The sequence below is a fragment of the uncultured Brachyspira sp. genome (assembly GCF_944390595.1).
In the GTDB taxonomy this organism is placed as follows: domain Bacteria; phylum Spirochaetota; class Brachyspiria; order Brachyspirales; family Brachyspiraceae; genus Brachyspira.
On the sequence record NZ_CALXRN010000164.1, the window covers coordinates 1 to 2905 of the forward strand.

A 2905-nucleotide genomic window follows, 5' to 3' on the forward strand; every position below is an offset into this window, starting at 1 on the left:
AATCTTCAAATACAGCTGATGATGAATATACAACATTAGCAGAATATAAATCAAGAATGAAAGAAGGTCAGGAGTTTATATATTATGCTGCTGCTAAGGATAAATCTGCTATAGAAAAACTTCCTCACATGGAAGGTATGAAAGATAAAGGATATGAAGTTCTTTATTTCACTGATAGGGTAGATGAATTTATGGTTAGCATGATGAGAGAGTTTGATGGTACTAAACTTCATTCTATACTTCAGGCTGATAATAAAGATTCTGAAAATAAAGATGAAAATAAAGAATCTGCTAATAAAGATATACTTAATGCTATAAAAGAGGTATTAGGTGCTGACAAAGTTGCTGAGGTAAGAGAGACTAACAGACTTAAAGAAAGTGTTGTATGTTTATCAAATAAAGAGGATTCTATCAGCTTTAATATGGCTAAAGTTCTTGCTGAAACAGGTAACAATTTATTTGGAATGAAACCGGAAAGAGTATTGGAAATTAATACTTCTCATGAGGTTTTCAAAGCTATGGAAAAAGAGTATCAGGCTAATAAAGTATCTGAGCTTTTTAAAGAATACAGCGAACTTCTTTATGATGAGGCATGCATACTTGAAGGCCTTCCGCTTGAAGATCCTAAACTATTTGCAAGCAGAATGAGTAAGTTAATGCTTAAATAAAAATTAGATATTTATGAAAAGGAATTGCTTTTATAGTAATTCCTTTTTTTATGATTTTTAATTTATATACATTAATTTAATAAAAAGTGTTTTTATATTCTTATGTAGAAAATGTTTTGCTATATATAGAATTAGCAGCTTTTATATATATAAATTTGATTTTTTACTATTGACAATAATTTTATATATCGTATACTATATATCAGATTGTTTTTATTTTTTATCATATGTTTTCTTAAGTGCCTACCATATAAGCCCCATTTAATATGGTAGGTAATTTTTTTGCTATTATTTTTTCTCCAAAAGAAATTCTTTAGCTATGAATACGCTAAATACAACAAGTATAACAGCACTTATACCAGCACTTATATATGGTGTTATACCGAATAATAATGATATGATAGCAGTTGTAACTATAGCCAATATAATAGCTATTATTTCTACTATAACAAGAAATACTATTTTCTTTTTATTAACTGGTTTTTTTTCTTCTGGTTTTTTATATGGTATCGGTTTTCTCATAATCACATCCATTAATTAAGTTTTTATTTAATAATTTGTATCTATATCTAAAGAAGCTCTTGATATCCAAGTTTCTGTATTATCATTAACTTCTACTATTAAATATCCCTCTTCGGTTATATCTTTCACCAAAGCTTTTATTTCTTCTTTATCCTTTACAGCTTTTATAGTTTTTCCAATCATTTTGCTGTATGTTTTAAAATAATCCGTCAAACTTTTATTGCTTGTATATATTTCTTCAAGATAATAAATTAAGTCTTTATAAAAATTTTCTAATTGTACATTTTGTTTTATTTCCATGAATAATGAAGTAGCTTTATGTTTTATATCATTAGCAAAATCTTTTTCCTGATGATATAAATTAACACCTGTGCCTATTATGCAGGCATTTTTATCATTAACAGGAGTAATTTGAATAAGAGTTCCAGATATTTTTTTATTTCCAACCAAAACATCATTAGGCCATTTAACATGGGCATCTATATTATATTTCTCTCTTAAATATTTAGTTAAAGCAATACCAGGTAAAAAACTTAATGCTTCCTTTTTAAAAGGAGAATATACAAGTATGCTGAACCATAAACCTAAATTATTATCAGACTGCCATGTATTTCCATAACTTCCTTTTCCTGACGTTTGCTTTAATGCTATATAAACTGTTCCTTCTTCTAAGGTTATTTTATTATTTAAATCTTCTATCATTTTTTTATTTGTACTTTCCAATGATTCAAATAATAAAGTATTTTTTCCATATATTTTAGTCTTTAAATTATCTGTAAATATGTTAACTTCCATGAATCTATTATACAATTAAAAAAATTTTATATCAATATTATGATAACTTTATTTTTATAATAATCTATGTTGATTTTTTTATAATATGGGTAATAATTGTAAATAATTTTTATGATTTATAGGTTTATTATGGATATATATGAATTAAATAAAAGAGATGATGACTCTATAGATAAATTATATATTGTATGGGAAAAATCTGTCAGGGCTAGCCATTTATTTTTGACTGAGAATGATATTGTTAATATATCAAAATATGTAAAACAGGCATTAATAGTTATAAAACATTTAATAGTTGTAAGTATTAATAATGAATTTATAGGATTTATGGGAATAGATGATAGGAAATTAGAGATGTTATTTTTGGATCCTGATGCGGTAGGAAATGGAATTGGAAGGAAATTAATAGAATATGGAATATCAAACTATAATATTAATGAAGTATCTGTAAATGAGCAGAATATAAATGCTTATGGATTTTATGAGCATATGGGATTTAGGGTTTATAATAGAAGTGAATATGATGAGTTGGGAAATAATTTTCCTATTTTATATATGAAGCTATTATAATTAAGGAGTATATATGCTTGAACATAAATGCGATAAATGCGGAATAGAATTGGGTTATAAAGGTTTATGCTTTAAATGTAAGGCAGAAGAGGAGAGAAATAGAACTCTTGCTTTAACTGATGATGAAATAAAAGAGATGATCAATAAATATGTAAAAGATTTAAAAGAAAAAAATGTTGATAAAGAATTATTAAACGGTATTTACATTTATGATTTAATTGCATATAGAAATATAGATTTAAAAGATATAGCCAAAAAAGCATTAGAGAAAAAAATTTATTATCCTGAAGTATTTTATTATAAAGCCAGTGAAGAAATAAGAGATGAACTTATAAAAAGAATAAAAGCAA

The 2905-nt window shown here is 25.4% G+C and carries 3 protein-coding genes and 2 pseudogenes; 3 read left to right on the forward strand and 2 right to left on the reverse strand.

The features are described 5' to 3' along the window. Positions 1-668: pseudogene (locus Q0J90_RS09570) on the forward strand (molecular chaperone HtpG); the annotation flags it as partial. Between the two features lie 288 nt (positions 669-956). Here the strand turns inward: Q0J90_RS09570 and Q0J90_RS09575 are convergent. Together Q0J90_RS09575 and Q0J90_RS09580 are read right to left on the reverse strand one after the other, a co-directional pair. Further along, positions 957-1190 (reverse strand): hypothetical protein, encoded by a 234-nt coding sequence (locus tag Q0J90_RS09575; RefSeq protein WP_028329202.1) that lies wholly within the window; start codon positions 1188-1190, stop codon positions 957-959. A gap of 27 nt (positions 1191-1217) precedes the next feature. Continuing rightward, a complete protein-coding gene (locus Q0J90_RS09580) occupies positions 1218-1985 on the reverse strand; it encodes a biotin--[acetyl-CoA-carboxylase] ligase (RefSeq protein WP_297277687.1) in 768 nt (255 codons plus the stop codon). Positions 1986-2114: 129 nt separating this feature from the next. Between Q0J90_RS09580 and Q0J90_RS09585 the strand changes: the two genes are divergently transcribed. Then, on the forward strand, positions 2115-2555 hold the full coding sequence (locus Q0J90_RS09585; RefSeq protein WP_297277688.1) for a GNAT family N-acetyltransferase: 441 nt from the start codon (positions 2115-2117) through the stop codon (positions 2553-2555). A gap of 13 nt (positions 2556-2568) precedes the next feature. Then, a pseudogene (locus Q0J90_RS09590) lies at positions 2569-2905 on the forward strand (hypothetical protein); the annotation flags it as partial.

What these genes read in the sequence shown, in the direction of transcription:
- Q0J90_RS09575 (WP_028329202.1), bottom strand. Translation starts at nt 1,190, where the DNA reads ATGAGAAAACCGATACCATATAAAAAACCAGAAGAAAAAAAACCAGTT.
- Q0J90_RS09580 (WP_297277687.1), bottom strand. Translation starts at nt 1,985, where the DNA reads ATGGAAGTTAACATATTTACAGATAATTTAAAGACTAAAATATATGGA.
- Q0J90_RS09585 (WP_297277688.1), top strand. Translation starts at nt 2,115, where the DNA reads ATGGATATATATGAATTAAATAAAAGAGATGATGACTCTATAGATAAA.